General features: G+C 26.7%; 16 protein-coding genes and 1 pseudogene. 15 read left to right on the top strand and 2 right to left on the bottom strand.

Features of this window, described 5'->3' with window-relative positions:
* Positions 1-32: 32 nt before the first annotated feature.
* Positions 33-896 (bottom strand): patatin-like phospholipase family protein, encoded by an 864-nt coding sequence (locus ACRCYC_RS15700; RefSeq protein ID WP_438620042.1) that lies wholly within the window; start codon positions 894-896, stop codon positions 33-35.
* Between the two features lie 186 nt (positions 897-1082).
* Between ACRCYC_RS15700 and ACRCYC_RS15695 the strand changes: the two genes are divergently transcribed.
* The 11 genes from ACRCYC_RS15695 (at position 1083) to ACRCYC_RS15645 (ending at position 13863) form a co-directional block, all read left to right on the top strand.
* The gene (locus tag ACRCYC_RS15695) at positions 1083-1952 is read left to right on the top strand and encodes a hypothetical protein (protein WP_438620041.1); all 870 of its coding nucleotides are present in this window, start codon (positions 1083-1085) and stop codon (positions 1950-1952) included.
* Between the two features lie 227 nt (positions 1953-2179).
* Positions 2180-3112: a chemotaxis protein gene (locus ACRCYC_RS15690; protein ID WP_438620040.1), complete on the top strand. Its 933-nt coding sequence runs from the start codon at positions 2180-2182 to the stop codon at positions 3110-3112.
* A gap of 281 nt (positions 3113-3393) precedes the next feature.
* Positions 3394-5076 (top strand): pyridoxal phosphate-dependent decarboxylase family protein, encoded by a 1683-nt coding sequence (locus ACRCYC_RS15685; protein WP_438620039.1) that lies wholly within the window; start codon positions 3394-3396, stop codon positions 5074-5076.
* Positions 5077-5096: 20 nt separating this feature from the next.
* Entirely contained in the window at positions 5097-6284 is a 1188-nt protein-coding gene (locus ACRCYC_RS15680; protein ID WP_438620038.1) for a pyridoxal phosphate-dependent aminotransferase, read from the top strand.
* Positions 6285-6469: 185 nt separating this feature from the next.
* The gene (locus ACRCYC_RS15675; RefSeq protein ID WP_438620037.1) at positions 6470-7852 is read left to right on the top strand and encodes an MATE family efflux transporter; all 1383 of its coding nucleotides are present in this window, start codon (positions 6470-6472) and stop codon (positions 7850-7852) included.
* A gap of 479 nt (positions 7853-8331) precedes the next feature.
* Complete coding sequence (locus ACRCYC_RS15670) at positions 8332-8991, top strand: helix-turn-helix transcriptional regulator (protein ID WP_438620036.1); 660 nt, start codon at positions 8332-8334, stop codon at positions 8989-8991.
* Positions 8992-9001: 10 nt separating this feature from the next.
* Positions 9002-10108 carry a diguanylate cyclase domain-containing protein gene (locus ACRCYC_RS15665; RefSeq protein WP_438620035.1) on the top strand — a complete coding sequence of 369 codons (1107 nt, stop codon included), beginning with the start codon at positions 9002-9004 and terminating at the stop codon, positions 10106-10108.
* Positions 10109-10198: 90 nt separating this feature from the next.
* Positions 10199-10354, top strand: a complete 156-nt coding sequence (locus tag ACRCYC_RS15660; RefSeq protein WP_438620034.1) for a hypothetical protein — start codon at positions 10199-10201, stop codon at positions 10352-10354.
* Between the two features lie 74 nt (positions 10355-10428).
* Positions 10429-11445 carry a DUF4932 domain-containing protein gene (locus tag ACRCYC_RS15655; RefSeq protein WP_438620033.1) on the top strand — a complete coding sequence of 339 codons (1017 nt, stop codon included), beginning with the start codon at positions 10429-10431 and terminating at the stop codon, positions 11443-11445.
* Positions 11446-11525: 80 nt separating this feature from the next.
* Complete coding sequence (locus ACRCYC_RS15650) at positions 11526-12656, top strand: DUF975 family protein (protein ID WP_438620032.1); 1131 nt, start codon at positions 11526-11528, stop codon at positions 12654-12656.
* Positions 12657-12909: 253 nt separating this feature from the next.
* A complete protein-coding gene (locus ACRCYC_RS15645; RefSeq protein ID WP_438620031.1) occupies positions 12910-13863 on the top strand; it encodes an L-lactate dehydrogenase in 954 nt (317 codons plus the stop codon).
* Positions 13864-13961: 98 nt separating this feature from the next.
* Here ACRCYC_RS15645 and ACRCYC_RS15640 read toward each other — a convergent pair whose 3' ends face one another.
* The gene (locus ACRCYC_RS15640) at positions 13962-14792 is read right to left on the bottom strand and encodes a Cof-type HAD-IIB family hydrolase (RefSeq protein WP_438620030.1); all 831 of its coding nucleotides are present in this window, start codon (positions 14790-14792) and stop codon (positions 13962-13964) included.
* A gap of 291 nt (positions 14793-15083) precedes the next feature.
* Here ACRCYC_RS15640 and hdcA point away from each other — a divergent pair, with 291 nt between their 5' ends.
* The 4 genes and pseudogenes from hdcA to ACRCYC_RS15620 all read left to right on the top strand — a co-directional run.
* Positions 15084-16046, top strand: a complete 963-nt coding sequence (gene hdcA, locus ACRCYC_RS15635; RefSeq protein WP_438620029.1) for a histidine decarboxylase, pyruvoyl type — start codon at positions 15084-15086, stop codon at positions 16044-16046.
* 94 nt (positions 16047-16140) lie between these two features.
* Complete coding sequence (locus tag ACRCYC_RS15630; protein ID WP_438620028.1) at positions 16141-17613, top strand: basic amino acid/polyamine antiporter; 1473 nt, start codon at positions 16141-16143, stop codon at positions 17611-17613.
* A gap of 186 nt (positions 17614-17799) precedes the next feature.
* Positions 17800-18306: a hypothetical protein gene (locus tag ACRCYC_RS15625; RefSeq protein WP_438620027.1), complete on the top strand. Its 507-nt coding sequence runs from the start codon at positions 17800-17802 to the stop codon at positions 18304-18306.
* A gap of 65 nt (positions 18307-18371) precedes the next feature.
* Positions 18372-18745 (top strand): annotated as a pseudogene (locus tag ACRCYC_RS15620) (hypothetical protein); the annotation flags it as partial.

Here is an 18745-nt window from a genome sequence, read left to right as displayed (position 1 = left end):
GCTATTATTTTTATATATAAAAATTATTAAAATTAATTATAGTTTTTAGATGTATTTATAAAATCTAATATATCTTGATATAATTCTTTTGCATTATTATAGCCTTCATTATATAAATCAGTAAGTTTATCAATATTTTTTTCAACTTGACTAACTTTAACAGGGTTCTTTGGCCTAATAACAAGAACATCTCCACTTTGAGATAATTTATTTATTAAATCAAGACTTTTATTATAGTTGATATGTCTACTTTCAATAGCTTTAATAAGTTTTGGATATTTTTTATACTTTCGTTTTACAACTGAAGTAAATTTTTGTTTATTTTTTCTATAGGTAATGTCTCTAGTTAATACAACTATATTTTTTTTATAACCTTGATTTAGAGAATACTCTAATGGTATAGAATCAGAAACACCACCATCAACTAGCTTATAATTATCTATTTCAACTATATTTGCAAACATAGGTATAGAGCAAGATGCTTGCATATAAATAATTTCTTTCTTTAAATCTGTTAACTCAAAATATTCTGGGGTGCCTGTTTCGCAGTTTGTTGCAACTACTACAAACTTAGTATTGGATTTATTAAAAGTATCATAATCATAAATGTTTAGTTCATTGGGTATTGTGTTAAACATAAAATCCATACCAAATATTGAACCTGTTTTAATTAAATTACTAAAGCTTAAATAATTTTTATCATTTATATAATCTACAGTAGCATGATATGCTCTTTTAAATTGTTTTGATAAATAAGAAGAGGCATGGCAACTCCCAGCGGAAACTCCAATTGCTATATCAACTTCTATATCTTTTTCTATAAAAAAATCTAACACTCCAGCAGTATAAATTCCTCTCATACCGCCACCTTCTAATATTAATCCTATTTTACTCATAACTATCCTTTCTAAACTTTAACCTTGTTTATATATAAATTAAATAAATTGTATAGTTTTAAAACTATTATAGTTCAAGGTATTTATACTGTCTAGTTGTGAAGGGTAGACAAGTAATTAATGTATGGTAATATAAGTATATTAATTTTACATTAATAAAAACTGCACCTGAGGAGCAAATAGAAGATGATCAATAATGTAAATAAAAGTACTTACAATGCAAATTTATATACAAAGTCAAATATAAAACCTAATGAAGAAAATAAACAATTACAAAATAAAACTCAAAATATAGTATCTGAAAATTTTATAGGAAAAATTAAGGAAGAACTAAAAAATATAGAATTAATAGCTATAAAGATAATTAAAGGTGAAAAATTGAATCCAAAAGAGCAACGTCTTATAACTGAAAAATATCCAGATATAAAACAATTTGCAAATCAATCAAAAAAAGAAATGCAAGATATAAAACAACAATTAAAAAGTTGTAAAACAGATGAAGAGAGAAAACAAATAATATCTACTGCAATTAATAACATAAAAATCATGGGCAAAAAAGGAGTTCTTTCAGAACTCCAAGTTAAAATTAAAATAGAGGGTATGGAGGATGTTGAAAAATTTTCTAACAAAATAAATATAGAAACTAAGAAAGCAGATCGTATAGCTATAAAAATATTAAAAGGTGAAAAGCTAACTCCAAGTGAGCAAAAATTTATAACTGAAAAATATCCTGAAATAAAACAAGAAGCAGAACAATCAATAAAAGAAAATAAAGATTTAAAAACTCAACTAAAAAATTGTAAAACAAATGAAGAAAAACAACAAATAATATCTAAAGCTATTAATAACATAGATATTATGTTTAAAGAAGGAATTTTATCAACAACTCAATTTAAATTTAAAATGTTAGCTATAGAAAACTTAAAAAGAGAAAATGAAAATAAATTATTCAGTTTAAATCCATACATTTACATAATACCAACTTCATTATCACAGAATTTAACCTGGATTTTAATAACTATAGCAATAATAATTATAGGTTTATATATAATTTAATTTACAGAATATAAACCTATATCTAAAATATATTATCTAGGTTATACACAGGCAGATTTTGAAAGTGTGAAAACGTAAAGCAAGATATCCACAAAACACACAAAAATAATCAACATATACACATATATCTATCCTAAGCGACCTACAGATTTAAAAAGAAAGTCCGTATATACAAATAAGCAATGATATTTTGAAAGTTACAAATTTTGTAACACGGGAGGTTATTTATGGGATTTTCAGAAAGCACAAGTAAAACAAAAATACTTTTAGAGTCGGGAACTAATGAACTTGAAATTATGGAATTTACCATTGCAGGTGAATTATTCGGTATAAATGTAGCAAAAGTTAGAGAAATTATGATAGCGCAAGATGTAAAAAAAATGCCTAACTCACATGAAGTTGTAGAAGGTGTATTTAAACCAAGAAATGAAATTATAACAGTAATAGACTTAGGTAAATATTTAAATCTTCCTAAATCAGATAACTCAACTACTGATATTTTTATTGTTACTCATTTTAATAAATTAAATTTCGCTTTCCATGTTGAATCAGTAGTAGGGATTGCGAGAGTATCTTGGGAATCAATAAAAAAACCTGATAGAGTTATATATGGTGGAGATGAAGGTGTTGCAACAGGTATAGCAGAATACCAAGATAGACTTATAACTATTTTAGATTTTGAAAAAATTGTTGCAGAAATAAGTCCGGAGTCAAGCATCCAATTTGAAGCTATAGAAAGATTAGGGGAGCGTAAACAAAACGATAAAACAGTTTTAATAGTAGAAGATTCAATGTTACTTTCTAAAATGATTGTGGAATGTTTACATAAAGCTGGGTACAAGAGTACAATCAAAGTAGATAATGGACAAGAAGCATGGGAGTATTTAGAAGAAGTTAGAACTTGTGGAGATCCAGTTAAAAAGCATGTTTCTTGTATAGTATCAGATATAGAGATGCCTTTAATGGATGGACATAGGTTAACAAAACTTATAAAAGAAGATAGTATACTTAAAGAAATTCCTTTAATATTATTCTCTTCATTAATAAGTGAAGAAATGCGTATCAAAGGTAAATCAATTGGAGCAGATGAACAAATAACTAAGCCTGAAATAGCTAATCTTGTTAGCATAATAGATAGATTAACAGAAAACTCAAATTAAATTTAAATAAAAAAATAGGTACAGCAATGCTGTATCTATTTTTTTTATTTAAAGTAGAAGCTTAAGTTAGATATCTTACGATAATAATAGATAAATAGACTATTTATTAAATAAAACCATGAATATGGATTATTATAGTTAAAAAAGCATTAAAAATTTATTTTTTTATAAAAAAATATTTATTTATTTGTAGACAAATGAAGAAATACATACTACCATTACAAATAAATGGTAAAAATTGTTATTATTTTAAGAATAAACAACATATGGGGGGAATAACATTGGAAGCAACAGTTTTAAATAGGGAAGAGAATAGAAAAGAATCGACATTGGGATTAAATTCCATGAGTCTAGAAAAAGAATTCTTAAAATCAAATGAAAGTAATTTTAATGTATTATTAGAAAAAGTTTCATTACTACATGAGTCTTTAAATGATAAAGGATTAAATCCTAAATTTGAAGTTGATAAATTTTCATATAATGATATTTTAAAAGATATAGTTATACCAGAAAAAGGGGAATCATCTGAAAAAGTATTCGAAGATTTAGCAGAACTATTTGAAGGAAGCATAAGAACTCAGTCTCCTTATTCTTTATTCAATATGGTTCCATCGCCGCTTATAGATACAGTTGCAGCATCAACTATTACGCAATTATACAACACTAATAGTTTGATGGATTCATTTGGGGGAAAAGTATTATTATTTGAACAAAAAATAGCAAGAATGATAGGAAAATTAGCTGGATGGGATAACTCTTATGGGATATCTTGCAATGGGGGGAAATTAACACTTTTATATGCTGTAAAATCAGCAATATCAAAAATAAATCCAAACTCTAGAAATGAAGGTATAGACCCAAATTTAGTAGTTTTAACTAATGAGTCATCACATTATTGTGTTGAGCATGTATGCTCTATATTAGGAATGGGTTCTAATAATTGTATTAGAATAGAGTCCGAAGATGGATGGAAAATGGATAGACAAAGTTTATTAGATACAATTGAAGAGCAACATAAAAAGGGGAAGAAGATAGCTGCAATTATATGTGCAGGAGGGACAACAATAAATTTTGCATGTGATGATACAGTAGGAGTATACGATAGTGTAAAAGATTTATTTGAAAAAAATAATAAAGATTATTTCCCATATTTCCATTTAGATAGTGTTATTGGATGGTTATGGCTTAATTTTATGGGATTAAGTGAAGATGAATGGAATGAAAAAGTATCAGATGAAAAAATTAAAAGTAAAATTAAACAAGTAGTTAAACGCATAGAAGGAGTTTCTAAATTTGATTCCTTCGGTGTTGATATGCATAAAAATGGACTATGTCCGTATTCTACTAGTATGTTTGTATCAAAGACAGATGATAATTTCGATTATTTAAATGATGGTAAATATTCGTATGGAGAATCAGATTATGAATTTGGAAACTTCAGAGCTTATAGATATACTTTCGAAAATTCTAGACCGGCAACAGGTATTGTAACATCATGGGTAGCTATGAATAGACTGGGAAGAGAGGGCTTCCAAAATTATTTAGTAAAGCTACATTCTATGAGTGAAGAATTAAAAAATAAATTAGAGGAAAATGAAAGAATATCAATTATCAATAACTCGCTTGGGTGGGAGATTGTATTTACTATAGATTTTAATAAGATTGAGACTTTGTTTAATGAGAGTTATGAAAATATTTCAAAGGTATTTATGCAATACTGTTGGGATCAGGTAAATGCTGGAGAGGTTATACCATTAATAAGTATAGTACCTGAATATAAGGTATATCCTGGAGATAAAAACCATACTGCATTTTTAATTTTCCCAATGTCTATGTATTTGGACAATGAAATTATAAATGAAATTGTTGATAAACTAGATGCTACTATAACTAGATTTGAAGAAAAAGTATTATCAAAACAAATAAAAGTTGGACAAGTTAACTTTGAAAAACCGATAAGATAATACATGGGGGGATAGGGAATATGAGTAAGAAATATATAAATACAATTCCAGAAGATGCTTTTAGTTTTATTGATAAAGAACTATTGAAAAAAGATAATGTAATTAACTTATCAATAGGTAATCCTATAGATCCTCCTGATGGATCTATATTAAATAAATTAAATAAATATATTTTAGATGAAAACTCTCATGGATATGGATTTACAGATAAAGATACAGAAAAAGAAGTTAAGAAATCTATATCAAATTACTATAAAAGACGATTTAATGTTGATTTGAATCAAAATAAAGAAGTAGAAATATTAAATGGAACAAAAGAAGGAATATATTATTTGCTTTCATCTATGATTGATGAAGGCGATAAAGTTTTGATTCCTTCTCCGTCATATAGTGTATATATGAACATTGTACATTTAATAGGTGGAGAGTCTGTATATTTTCCATGTGATAGAGAAAGCTTTGTTCCAGATTTAGATTCTATAAAAGAACAAGATTTAATAGATGCAAATGTAATGGTTTTATGCTCTCCTGGAAATCCGACGACGAAAATATTACCAAAAGAATTTTTACAAAAAGTAATAAATCTAGCTAAGAAATATAATTTTAAGATAATACATGACTTGGCGTATGGAGAACTTTGCTTTGGCTGTAATGATGTTACTAGTATACTATCCTTACCTGATGGAAATAAAGTATCTGTAGAACTATACAGTTTAAGTAAATCATGTAATGTGGCTGGCTGGCGTATAGGTTTTGCATTAGGAAATGAAGAAGTATTAAGAAATGCAAAAGCTTTAAAATATAATGTTGATTTTGGTACATTTATACCTTTTCAGAAAGCAGCCATAGATATGATTGATAATATGGAAGTTTACTCTTCATATCAAGCCAAGATATATGAAGAAAGAATAGAATATTTTGTATCGGAACTTAATCGAATTGGATGGAATGTAAGCAAACCAGAAGGATCTTTCTTTATATGGGCAAAGATACCCGAAAAGTATAATTACATGAAGGATACAGAATTCGTAAGTTATGTTTTAGATGAGACGGATGTATTAGTATTACCAGGGAGTGGATTTGGATACGGTGGATCTGGATATGTAAGAATAGCTTTAGTAGAAAATATAGAATTTTTAAAGAAAGCAATATTAGGGTTAGAAAAATTAGGGCTTAATGAAAAGAAAAATGATATTTGTGTATCATAATAGATTTAATAATTTTAAAACAAATGTTATAACTTAATATGAAATAAATAGGGTAACGTTATTTGATTTTATTGAATAAGATACAAAGCAAATATATTTATATTAGCTGACTCCTAGATTATAGGAGTCAGCTATTTTAAATTGTATTACGTAAAATTAATATGAAATTTAAAAAGGAGATTAATATGGATAAGACACAAGAATTATTAGCACATGAGTCTATAGGAAAATTACTAATAAGATATTCTATTCCTGCAATAATAGGAATGCTAGTAAATGCACTTTATAATGTTGTAGATAGAATGTTTATAGGAAATATACCTGATGTAGGACAGCTAGCTACAGCTGGCATTGGTGTTACTATGCCAATAACAACTATTTTAATAGCATTTGGGATGCTAGTTGGAATAGGAGCTATTACGAATATATCCATAAAGTTGGGCGAAGGAAAAAGAGACGAAGCAGAAAATGTACTTGGAAATTCAATAACTTTGTCTGTGATAATTGGATTAATTTTAATGATTATAGGTATAGCATTTGGAGATACAATATTGATTTTATTTGGAGCTAGTGATAAGTCATTGCCTTATGCAAAACCATTTATAAATATAATACTTTTAGGATCGGTATTTAATATACTTGCATTTACACTAAATAGCACAATAAGAGGAGATGGAAACCCAAGATTAGCGGCTATTATAATGTCTGTTGGTTGTATTTTGAATATAGTTTTAGATTATATTTTCATATTTAAGTTTAACATGGGAATTGAAGGTGCGGCTATTGCTACTGTAATTGCTCAGACTGTTACAGCAGTATGGGGAGTAATGTATTATGTAAGAGGTAAATCGAATTTAGAGTTAAATAAAAAATATTTAAAACTAGATATAAATATAGTTAAAATTATATTTGCAATAGGTATGTCTGCATTTTCAATGCAAATAGCAGCAAGTTTAGTTCAGATCATTAGCAATAATGCATTGAAATTATATGGTGGAGATTTAGCTATAGGAGCTATGTCAACTATAACTTCTATTATGTTGGTGTTCTTTATGCCTGTTTTTGGTATTAGTCAGGGATCTCAGCCCATTATAGGATTTAATTATGGAAAAAAACAATATGATAGAGTAAATAAAACATTTAATATATCATTGATATATGGAATAGCTATTTTAACTTTAGGATGGGGAGTTATAAATTTATGGCCAGAAACGCTAGTTACAGCATTTAATAGAGATAAGGAACTAGTTGCAGTAACGATAAATGGTCTTAAAAAATATTCATTAATGATGCCACTAGTACCTATATCTATATTAGGATCAAATTATATTCAATCTATAGGTAAAGCTAAAAAAGCAATAGTATTAGGATTGCTTAGACAAGTTATAATATTAATACCTATGATTATAATTTTATCAAAATTCATTGGTTTAGACGGTGTTTGGTACGCACAGCCAATATCGGATTTTATTGCAATAATTATAACCTGGGTAATTGTAATTAGAGAATTTAGAACATATAAAAAATCTTCGCAAAAATCTAAAGTTAAATTTGAGATAGAGGCTTAATTAAAACATATTTATAAAAAGTGTAGATAATATATATCTACACTTTTTATATTGGTAAAAAATAAGATTATATATCTGATATAATATCAAAATGGTAAAATTTTACTTTTTACGACAAAATAAGACGCTAGGTGTCTTAGATTAAGAGTATTATTAAATATTATAATAGAGTTTTTGTGTACTGATATAAATTAAAAAATTAGGGATAATAGGCTTAAGAATGTTGGAGAGGCAGATACAATTAATATACATAAATGTTAAGGTGTTATTAATCAATGTGATTTTTATAATGGAAAGTGATTATAAAACGAATTTAGACAGAGCATGCTATATTATATACAAAAAAATAAAATTAACCTTAAAAGTAATACTTCAACAATAAATTATAATTGAAGCGAAAAGTAAGATGTAAAATTATATCTAATAAAAAATAATTACTAAATTAATATTTTACATAAAATAAGGAGGAGTTTAGTTGCATGAGGTTAATAGAATTATTTTTTTTGTTATTAAAAAGTGAGCGGTTATCTACAAGAGAAATTGCACAGCATTTTAATGTATCTATAAAAACTATTCAAAGAGATTTAGACAAATTGACAGTATTAGGGATTCCAATTGTCATTCATAGAGGAATAAATGGTGGTATTGAAATAGAAAAAACATATATGCTAAAAAAAGGAGTAATTAATAATTGTGAGTTTAAATTTTTAATGTTATCGCTACATATAGGTGAACATATTGTACAAAATTCAGTTTTTGAAAATCTAATAAAAAAAATGTTATTAGTAAGTGGAGAGAAAGTAAAATCACAAATTAAGGAATTTGAAGAATATCTTATAATAGATATTTCAAATGAAAAAATTGATTTGAAAAATGAGTTATATAGTGAAATTACATATTGTATAAAAAATAAGAAAATTATAGAAGTACATTTAGAATCTAAAATTTACAAGATAAAACCAATAAAATATATTTTAAAGGAAAATGGAATTCATTTATATTCTAAGTTAGAAGATAAGTTTATACTAATACCTATTAATAAAATAAAGTATATAAATGTATTAAATCAAATTTTTCAAGATGAATTTATTGACTACATAGATAATAAGGAAAACATAGAAATGATATGTAACTATTAGGGAGATGATTATGGATAGCTGGATTTATGAATTAGACAAGATTGACACTCCAATATGGACAAAGTATAAAAATAAAAAAATATATTTAAATAAAAGTTTTAATTTAAATATTGAATTAGGAATGATACAACAATTAATAGAAGATGAAAGTATAGGATATAAAGGACCAATTACTTTACAAGAAAAAAGTTACAATAAATTAGGAATGAAAATATCTAAAGATAATATTTATATAGGCGTGTTGATTCCTACATTAGATATTGAAAAATGTAAAAATGCATCATGTATGTTTAATTTACTTATAGATAGTATTCCAGAAATTATATTTTGTAAGGATATAAATTTAAATTACACTATAGTAAACAAAGAATGTGAAAAATTTTATAATGATAGAGGCGTTTATGATCTTATAGGCAAAACTGACTTAGAGTTTGATATGAACAAGCAGTTTATAAATACATGTAGAGAAAATGATAAAGTAGTAATGAACAATAAAAAAGCTCTTTATATAGAAGAGAAGGTTCCCATACCAAATAGTGATGAATTTGCTATATACCAGACTATAAAGACCCCTATTATAGATAAGTATGGAAACTTACATGGACTTATAGGGTCTGTGAGAGATATATCACAACAAAAAAAGATAGAAGATAAATTAAGATATTTGAGTTATAGAGATATACTTACAGGACTATATAATAGAACCTATTTCGATGAAAAAATAACTGAAATAAAAAAGTGTGAAAAATTTAAATTAGGATTAGTAATAGGGGATATAAATGGGTTAAAAAAAGTTAATGATACTTTGGGGCATATAGATGGAGATAAATTTATAAAAAAAATTGCTGACATATTAGCTAGGTGTTGTGGCAGTAATGATTTAGTATTTAGATGGGGTGGAGATGAATTTATAACATTATTATTTGATGCAAATGAAGATAAATGCAAAAAATATATATACGATGTTAATAATGCTTGTGAGAATGAAAGGTATAAAAAATTTAAAATAAGTATATCTCAAGGTTATGCCATATTTGATGAAAATCAGGATATTGATAGTATTATAAGACAAGCTGACTATATGTTATATAAAAATAAAGATTTAAATAAAAAATAAGCATAGTATTAAGACAATGAGAGAACCGACTAAGTAGAAACTTAGTCGGTTTTATTTTAATTAAATAGTAAATTATTGAGGGAGAGATAAATGGAAAATATAGATGGAATAATAAAAGAATTACAATATATATTAGGTGAACTATATTGCAGATATGGGCTTGAAGAAGAAATAGTTTTATTAAGTCAACTTTTAGACAAATTGATATATATTAAAATGAAAGAAAAAATTAAAAATAAATTATGACCATATAAATTGAGATTAACATAAAAGGTATTGATAAAATAAAATGGAATTTTATATTTTAGGGAGGGATAGATATGAAAAAAATAAAAGTTAGCTTAGAAGTAGAACTGATAAACATTATATTATACACAAGTAAACACGGTGATATATGTAAAAATATAATCGGATTTTCACCAATCATAGAAACTAATAATATGTATACTAATGAAATAAAAAATTATTTTGGAAAATTTAAAAATCATAAAATATATAATCAAATAGAGGAAATGACTCAAAACGGATTTTTTTTAGGAAGGCCTATAGAACTGGCATTATCTATAGATATGTTAAATGATTTTAAATCTAAGTATGAAATATCAAATACTTCAGTAGAAATGAGTGGAGGTCAAAAAAATATTGATAAATTAATTAAATTATTAAAACGATTTGAAAAAGAAACAGATTTTCAAAACTTTATTCCTAAAATAAATTCTTATTATGTTCCAAGTATATTAAAAATAAATAATCATTTAAATAAATATCCATTTATTGAAGCAACAGAAAAGTTTTATGGAAGTACAAATATTAATTATAATTTTATTGTTAGTAATTTGAGTAAAGGTAATTTTGGTATTGGTTTTAAAAATAAAAATAATAAAATTGATATTTATACTGTTTTTACATTAGATTGTATAAGTAAAAATGAGGATGAAAATGAATTGAATAGAGGTGCATTATCTTGTAATACTATTTTTCATGAACTTAGCCATCCTATAATAAATCCCATAACTGAAAAAAATAAAAAACTAATAAACCAATATAAATCTGCATATGAATATTTAAAAACATATAAAACTCCTTTCTCAGGATATGCAGATTGGGAGGAATGTGTAAATGAACACATTATAAGAGCTTTTTCTATAATGATGACGAGAAGGTATAGAGGAGATTATTATGCAGATAAACATTTAAAGCATGACTATGATTTAGGGTATAAATATATACCCAATCTTATAGATAAATTACAGGATTATGAAAAAAATAGAGATAGATATAAAAATATAGAATGTTTTTATGAAGAACTTATTTTAACATTTTCACAGATTTTGTAAATTTAATGTAACTAAAAGTAGAAAAAATAGATATACAATTATATTAAAGGAAGTCGGAAATTTTAAAAGGGGAAAATAAAATGAATAAGAGTGAAATAAGAAGGCAGATAAAAGAAGATTCAAGAAAACAGTTAGAAGCAAATAAAAAAATATTAATGTTAGCTACTTTAATAGTTACACTAATTTCAGCCGTACCGCAATTTGTAAGCGAACTTTTTATAACATCATATAAAATCGATATGATAATAAGTATTTTAACAATTATTATCGGAACGCCTTTAACACTAGGTTTTATGATACTAACATTAGATTGTACAAAAGGCAGAGATATTAAGTTAAATGATTTATTGAAAGGATTTGATAGACTCTATCAATCATACTCAACATCTTTATTACAATTGCTTATAATTTTTATACTAACAGCTCCACTAGTAGCAATTCCTATTGTTTTATCAAAAGATAGTTTTTCAGCTATGGTTATAGTATCTAGTATAATAACAATATCAGGTTTCTTTTTCTCAATTATATTGTCGCAAGTAGAATATGTAATTGCAGATAAAGAAGATATAGCACCTATAGAAGCAATAAAAAAATCTATAATTATTATAAAAAATCATATAGGCGAATACATAGTATTAACGTTAAGTTTTATAGGGTGGGTAATTTTAGTTGGAATTACATTTGGAATAGCTTATATTTGGGTAGGTCCATATATGCAACTATCATATGCTAATTTTTATGAGTATGCAAAAGAAGATAAACTAAATAATTATAAAAAAATAAAGAAACACAATCCATTAATAGGATTATTAATAGGGGTGTTGTTATGTGGATATGTATTATTTGAACATAAGGCGGTAGAGGTAGTTTTAACACCTAAAGTAGTAAAAGAAGTTTTAAAAGAAAATAACTTAAAACTTATAAGCACAAATGAAGCATCATCTTACTATATATCAGATGAAGAAGGTAGGGCTTACAATATAAAAGATGACTATGAAGGTTTGAGCATGTTAAGTAAATATACAGTGATAGTAAAAAATCATCCATTAGACTCTGAAAAGGGAGATAATATAGAATCAACAGTTATATATATGATAGTTGAGGGAGATAAAATTTTAGGAATAAGTTGTGAACCATATGACTCTAAAGAAAAAGCTGATATTTATAGACCTATTCCAGGTAATTATGATATAAAAGGAAATAAGTTATAAAACAAGGATATAAATAATAAAAAATATTCAAAAAAGTAAATTGAAGTATTGTTTGAAATGTAATAGATATTTTTGATTTTAATATAATTGCTTAATAAAAAACATCCTTATATATAGGATGTTTTTCATTAAGTAAATCTACAAAATAATACAATATTCTACAAAAATAAAATGAAATTATATTTTTTATAAAATATAAATGATATAATTTATTATAAATAATGAATTGAATTAGTTGTAGGAGGTAATTATTATGTCTTTAAAATCAAGAAAAATTGCAATAATAGGGACTGGACTGGTAGGTTCTAGTTGTGGATTTGCAATAGTGAATCAATGTGTATGCGATGAACTTTTAATGATTGATATAAATGAAGAAAAAGCGAAAGGGGAAGCTTGGGATTTAACTCATGGTGTTGAGTATATGTCTCAGAGAACTAAAGTAAGACAAGGAACATATGATGAATGTGGTGATGTGGATATTATAATATTTACTGCTGGAGCAGCTCCAAAACCAGGACAAACTAGATTAGATACACTAGACGTTAGTGCAGCTATATGTAACTCAGTTGTAAAAGAAGTTATGAAATCTGGATTTAATGGAATATTTATAATAGCGTCAAATCCAGTTGATATAATTTCATATCATATATGGAAATTATCAGGATTACCAAAGAATCAAATAATAGGTACAGGAACTACGATAGATTCAGCAAGATTAAAGAATTTTTTATCACAACACTTAAATGGGATTGACCCAAAATCTATACATGCTTACTCAATGGGGGAACATGGAGATTCACAAATGGTTCCTTGGTCAAATGTAAGTGTTGCAGGTAAATCACTATTCAAGATAATAGAAGAAGATAAAAACCTAAAATCAGAAATCAACTTAGATGAGTTAGTAGAAAAAACAGCTAGAGCTGGTTGGGAAGTATACAATAGAAAAGGTACCACTTATTACGGTATAGCAGCTGCAGTTGTGGGAATTATTAAGTCTATATTTAGTGATGAAAAGAGAATTTTACCAGTGTCTTCTTTACTTGAAGGTGAATATGGTGAAAATGATGTTTATACAGGTGTACCAACTATAATAGGTAAAGATGGAGCTGAAAAAGTTTTTGAAATTGATATGACAAAAGAAGAAAAAACTAAGTTTAAAAATTCAAATGATATATTAAGACAATATTTAAAAAATATAGGTTATTAAAATAGATTGAAGTATAAATAAAGTAAGCATAGTAAATATAAATTAAAAAATTACTGTACTTGCTTTATTTATAACCTTTAATTCACGATATCGTGATATTAAGATTTTAAAGCAAACTTTCTTATAGCTTTTGCAACTCCTGATTCTGTATTAGGTGAAGTCACATATTGAGCAGCTTTTTTTACTTTGTCTATTGCATTTCCCATAGCTACACCAACACCTGCATACTCAATCATTGATAAGTCGTTTTCACTATCTCCAATACACATAATTTCATCTCTTTTTAAGTTATAATACTTAGCAAGTCGAGCTACAGCTTCTCCTTTAGAGCTACCTTTTTTCATTATTTCAAAATTATCATCCCAAGAAGAGACTATTTCAAGTTCTGGATTTAATTTTTTAAGTTCGCATTTTGCTCTCATTAATTTTTCTGTATCTTCTTTTTCTACACAAACTCCTTTTAATAATTCATTGGGATATAAATGACAAGCATCTGCTATATTATCAATTACTTTTAACTTTATTTTCTCATCATCTTTAAGCCTTTTATTTAAAACTTTATAAATATGATTCTCTGGGAGTTTGTTAGTTGAAACTATACCAAAATTAGCAGTTAAATAAGCATATAAATTATATTTAGAAGTTATATTTAAAAAATCATCAACTTCGTTACGATTTAGTGGATTACTATAAATCACTTCACCATCACTTCCACCGATAAAGGCTCCATTAGAAGCTATTATAGGAGTTTTTAAACCTATCTCATCAGAGTATAATTTAGCACAGTCATAAACTCTACCTGTAGTAATAGCAATATGAATGCCTTTAGCAATAGCTTCCTTTATAGCATCTTTATTTTCTCTAGAAATATTTTGTTGATCCATTAAAAGAGTACCATCCATATCTATGCATATTAATTTTATATTCATAAAAAAATACCTTCTTTCTCAATAATTAATTTAAATTTTTATAGTTTTCATTATAGTACTTTAAGATAAATAAGTTAAATAGTAAAAATATATGATAATTATAGGGAAAACTTATAGTAAGGTATATGACGTATTATATTTGCAAGGTTTTAATTAACATGCGAATTAATGTAAAGTTTATATATTTCAAAATATAATGAAATAAACGTTTTCTGATTGTGCGTAATATGCGAGGGTATAGATTTATATGTACAAGCAATTGATGTACAAAAAATTTAGGAGGTGTTTAAGGTGAATAAAAATCTTGAAGAACAAAGGAATAGAACAATTGGTATAGGGCCGAATAAGTCAAGAAAAGTGAGAGCGGCAAAAGTTGATAAAACAGCAATAAGTCCATACAATCGTTATTGTGATGGTTATGGAATGCCAGGTGCATACGGAAATGGATATGTTTCAGTGCTTACAGTTTCAGTTGGTACAGTAAAAAAAACAGATGACTTTTTATTAGACGGGATAGTTTCATACGATAGAGCGGAGATAAACGATGCATATGTTGGACAAATAAATATGCTTACAGCATCATCTTTCTGTGGGATAGCAGGACAAGTATGGGGATATGATTTAGCAGCCCATGAATTAATAGCGGATGAAAAAGAAAAACCATTATTTGATGTTGAACAATATGATGGAACACCACTTCATGTATATGATGCAAAACCTTTATTAGAAGCAGGGATTGAATTATTTGGTACAGAAAAAAATAGACGTTTTACAACAGCTCCAGGGGCTCATGTAATATGTGCCAATAAAAGTGTTACATCTTATAGACCAAAAGAAGATAGACCTTTAAAAGATGGAGAATCTTACGGAGTTTGGTCATTTATAGCAATATCATTATCAAACGATAGAGATCATTGTGCGGATTTATTTATAGAGGATGCGGGACTTTGGACAAAAAATGATAATGAAGAAGATTTAAAAAAATTCTTAGAAGAGCATAGAAAAGCAGTGGCTTGGTCAGTTAAAGAATGTGGTAGAGATTCACATGTAGTCTTCGATAGAACTTACGTTGGATTTGCTTATACAATAATGAAACCAGGAGAAATAGGAAATGCATTAACTTGTGCTCCTTATGTAACTCTTGCAAGAGATGCAGTTCCTGAATGTGGATTTTCAAGTTTAAATAAATTAACACTTAATAATTGGTTAGACGAAATGGAATTTAAACCATTAACAGAATGTACTCAAAAATAATATTTCTAAGTACATTTTGTTAAGAGTTTAAATGGCAGAATGCACTTAAAGCTAATTTGTTTCATAAAATTAAATGAAATTTAGGAGGGCTATTATGAGCGATAAAAGCAGTAGCAAAACGGACAATAATAGCACTAAAAAGCTTGGTGTAGTTGCTTTAGCGGGCGTAGTTATAAGTGCTATGCTAGGTGGTGGAGTTTATAATCTTCCACAAAATATGGCTCAACATGCATCTGCTGGGGCAATTCTAATTGCATGGATTATAACAGGTATAGGGATGTGGTTTATTGCGAATACATTTAGAATACTTTCAGCAGCTAAACCAGATGTAACAACTGGTATATATGCATACGGCGAACTTGGTTTTGGTAAATTTACAGGATTTTTAATGGCATGGGGTTATTGGATTTGTAACTCTTTTGCCAATGTAGGATATGCAGTATTATTAATGGATTCACTTAATTATTTCTTCCCATCATACTTTACTGGTGGGAACAACTGGTTATCAATTGCATGTGGATCAATAGTACTTTGGATTATATATTTTGCTGTTTTATCTGGAGTTAAGCAAGCTTCATTTTTAAATATCATAGGGACAATCGGGAAGTTAGTTCCATTAGCGATATTTATATTAGTGTTAGCTGTATCATTTAAAGCTTCGCTTTTCTTTACAGATTTCTGGGGATTAAAAACAGTAGCATCAGTGCATGATAGTGCATTAGGCGGATTGATGCCTCAGGTTAAGAGCACCATGCTAGTAACCTTATGGGTATTTACTGGTATAGAAGGTGCAGTAGTTGTATCAGGAAGAGCTAAATCTCAAAAGGATGTTGGAAAAGCAACATTCTTAGGATTTTTAACTTGTCTTTTACTATATACAGCATTATCATTATTACCACTTGGGGTAGTTCCTCAAGGAACTGTATCAACAATGGCTCCGCCATCAACAGCAGCAGTTTTAATGTCTGTAATGGGTAAATGGGGTAGCATAATAATGAATGTTGGTGTTATTATAGCTATTTTAAGTTCATGGCTTATATGGACTGTTATGCTTTCAGAACTTCCATTTGCAGCAGCTAAAGGTGGAACATTCCCTAAAGTGTTTACAAAAGAAAATAAAAATGAATCTCCATCATTTTCATTACTTGCATCTACTATAGTAATGCAAATAATACTAATATGTGTTCATTTTACGGGAAATGCTTGGAACATGATGTTAAGTATAACAAGTGTTATGGCTCTACCTTGTTATATAGCTTCAACTTTATATCTATATAAAATAGCTTCAAAAGATGCTACTTATCCTAAAATATTTGCAAGTCGTACATATGCAGTTGTTACGGCTATATTAGGAACTATATATGGTATATGGTTGCTTTATGCAGCTGGACTTGAATACTTATTAATATCTCTTGTAATTTATGCAATAGGTATTCCGGTATTTAAAAAAGCTAGAAAAGAAACAGAGCCAAATAAACCTGAATTTACAAAAATAGAAAGATATGCAGCTATTGGGCTAATAGTGCTTGGTGTGATTGGGTTAATATACCTATTCAAAATAATGTGATTTAAATAAATTGATATAAAAATATAGAGTTTGCTTAAAGCAAACTCTATATTTTTATATTTATAGCTTTATAGTTATTTAAAATTAAAAAACTACATATTAATTAATATATTTATAAAGAGTTATGATTAAGATTGCATTACTTTTGTAACAACTTAAAGAATAATATGAAGGGAGGATATTACTATGAAAGTTATTTTAGAAAAGATGGATTGTAAATTATCTTGCTTTGAGGAATTAGGGCCTTTAGAATATTTTAAGCAATTCAATATATATCAAAATATACATTTAAGTAATAAGAATTCATCTATTTTAAATATAGAAAATACAAATCCTAAAATAGAATTATGTTCAACTAAAATAATAGATACTAAAATAACTGAAACTATTAAAGGTACTTCATTGGAAGGTCAATATTTAAGTGGTAAAAATTTAATAATAGTAGGTAATATAAATATGAGTTTAATATTAGAATATTCATCTAAGACTAAAAAAAATAAGAGTTTTACTAAAAAGGATATAAATAATTTTAATATGCCATTTAGTACATTTATAGTAATTCCATCAGATGTGTGCAATATAAAAACATTGAATTTAAGATATTTAATAGAGGATATTACTATAACCAAAATTACTCTAAATCAAATATTGGTAAGTGTAACTATGATAATTCAGTATCTAGATGAATATTAATAATTTTAATATAGAATTGTTAAAAAGAAAAAGGTGATAAAGTGAGGGTAATTAATGAATGTAGGGTGGATTTTCAATATAGATTGACTTGCACAAGTCCTTTAATAAGTCAGACAAATTTTAGTAATGTAGTTTCAACCGATATTGTAAGGAATATATTAAATATAGAAAAATTTGTAGATAAACCATGCACATATGCATTCGATATACTAACTTATAATATTGTCATATATAATATAAGTAATTATATTGTTAGTAATATATTTTTTAAAGACAATATTCCTAAAGGAACTTTTTTTATAGAAAATTCACTTCATATAAATAATATAAGAAAAAGATGTCTGAGCCCTGAAAAAGGATTTTATATAAACAAGATTAATCCTCAAAATACTATAAGTATAAAATTTAAAGTTAGAGTTTTACCACAATGTTTTTGTGA

Origin of the sequence: Paraclostridium sp. (assembly GCF_051657365.1) — a bacterium.
Taxonomy (GTDB): Bacteria; Bacillota; Clostridia; order Peptostreptococcales; family Peptostreptococcaceae; genus Paraclostridium.
The sequence above is the reverse complement of the archived record's forward strand: the minus strand, read 5'-3'. Positions and strand labels throughout refer to the sequence as shown.